This is a genomic window from Candidatus Jordarchaeum sp., from assembly GCF_052745115.1.
Map to the genome: position 1 here is coordinate 1 of NZ_JBRAKS010000488.1, position 2,227 is coordinate 2,227.

Genomic DNA, 2,227 nt, shown 5'->3' on the forward strand with positions numbered 1-2,227 from the left:
ATAAGACAAACAACAACCAGAAAAACTACATACCTAAGACGGGGTCCCAAAAAAAATCGAAAAAATAAAATTTTTTAAAAAAATAAATCTATAACCAAATAAAAATATTACTAACATAAATTTTTTCTCACACCTCCTTCCCCAAAAAGCAAATCATTTTTTAATCTAATTTTCCCAAATATCTGGATTTCCTAACCCTTAGGGGTGAAACTTCTTTTACCACACCTTTAGAGAGTACAAAGTGTCTCACCTCAATTTTGGAACCAGAAATTTTCTTAGCTTCTTCCACTGCATAATGTAACTGTACGCAGTGAGGAGAACCATCTACAGTTAAAACGTGAATAGATTTGGGAGGATCACTAAGCCTTAACATAGTCGCTATCTTATAAACCAGCATATTGAGATGTTCCAGTTCCAAGCAGGCCCATAGAGCCGTCTTTCCGTTGGTAAACTCCATTAAAATATCCGGATACTCATTCTTAATACAAACGCTATAAATTAGGAGATCTTTTCCCCTAACCGATCTACTTCCAACATTGGTTTCCAGCAAACGCAATTTTCATCCTCCAAAATAAATTTTCTAATTCACTCAAAAAAATATTTATTATAATATTATTTCAAGTCTCACAAATTACCCTAACCCTTGGCCGCCACTAAATTAAGGAAAAAGATTATTTCCAAGATTTTAATAATTGAATCTATGTCTTCTCAAAAAAAGAGGGAACATTAAAAAAATGTAGACAAAAGATAAAGAAACTAAAAAAAGGTGAGGAGGAATATTACTCTGGGGGAATACTCTTGAAAATGGAGTCCAGGTCAACTCCGGCCTTTCTATTCCTTCTTCTCATCACTAGGTACACTATTGCTCCAAGAGTGTAGACGACAACGATTGTGAGAAGTGAACTGATGTCAAAAGAGGCAATAGCACCGATTATCAACGGTATTATAGTTATTGCTGCGATTACTCCGCATATACCCAGCACAGGAAATCTTCCGATTCTGGGATTGTAGGTACGCTCAGCGAGATCAGGTCTCCTGCGTCTGAACAAAAGACCAGAAAGGACAGTCAATGCAACAGAAAAAACACCTAAGAATACCACGTTAATTGCTGCTTGAAGAGTACTCGAGTAGCTCAAAACGACTCCAACACTTGCAATAACCATACAGATAAGAATGGCGTAAATGGGCGTTGTGGTCTGCTCGTTTAAGGTGCTAATCCGGGTAGGAACCACCCTATCAAAGCTCCAAGCAAAGATGTATCTCGAATTTGTGAGAAGTATGGGCAAAATAGAATTGATCATCCAGAGAACACCGGCACCGATAATGAACAATCCAATCCAGCTCAAACCCGAAAGAGGAGCAGCAAAAAGCGGAACACTCGCAGGAATAGGCACCGGCGTCTTCCCAGCCCATATCCAAGCACCATACTGAATCCAGTACTGGAAAGTATCTTGGGGCAATAAACTACCCCAAGCAGGAACCCAAGAGTAAGGCCAACTAGTAGTACTCAAATGGGGTAAAGACCACATCAAAATACCTAAGGGATCCTTAGAATATGTGAGAAAGTTGTACATATTTATAAAAGCTCCATAGTTAGCCTGTAGGGGGTAAAGCAAAGCAATATAGAAGATTGCTATGAAGACCAAGCCCAAAACCATAGCTATATAGAATACTCTTCTAGTGTCTCGAACCTCACCGCCGACTATGCTTAAGGTGTTGAAGCCTGTAAGAGCAAAAATTGCGATTATAACTGCTCCCAACGAATCGCTTAAAGAATTAGTGGAAGAATTAAAAGCGTACAACCACCAGTAGTTCTGATAAGCAGTATTAAATAGGTCTCCGTAGGCCCCGAAAAGATTACTTCCCCAGCCGAAGATATTGTTCCAAGCCCAAATCATGTCCACAGCGGAATGAGTGGAGAGTACCCAAATGGTCGCAAAGCCTCCAAGCAAGGGTATTATTAAAATTAAGCGCATAATCCACAGGGAAAATCTAGTACTAGCAATGAGTACCCCACCAAAGATAAAAACTAGTACAATGCCGAATATCACACCCCAGAAGGGATCGTTCAACTGAATTGCGAAGCCCATTAGCCCGAAATCATAAGTCATTAAGCCTTGGTTCATTAGTAATAAACTACTGAAGGAAATTGCCTGAAAGGCAAGTACACCTACGGTTAACAGTCCTCCAATCCATGTACCCCAAGAGCCCACGAAACCCAGGCCCG

2 protein-coding genes are annotated in these 2,227 nt (G+C 39.9%); both read right to left on the bottom strand.

Features of this window, described 5'->3' with window-relative positions; genetic code table 11:
• Positions 1 to 160 precede the first annotated feature (160 nt).
• Positions 161 to 556 carry a hypothetical protein gene (locus ACUVXA_RS19945; RefSeq protein ID WP_445873044.1) on the bottom strand — a complete coding sequence of 132 codons (396 nt, stop codon included), beginning with the start codon at positions 554 to 556 and terminating at the stop codon, positions 161 to 163.
• 223 nt (positions 557 to 779) lie between these two features.
• Positions 780 to 2,227: APC family permease (locus ACUVXA_RS19950; protein ID WP_445873045.1), on the bottom strand; the 1,448-nt coding region annotated here is incomplete at its 5' end.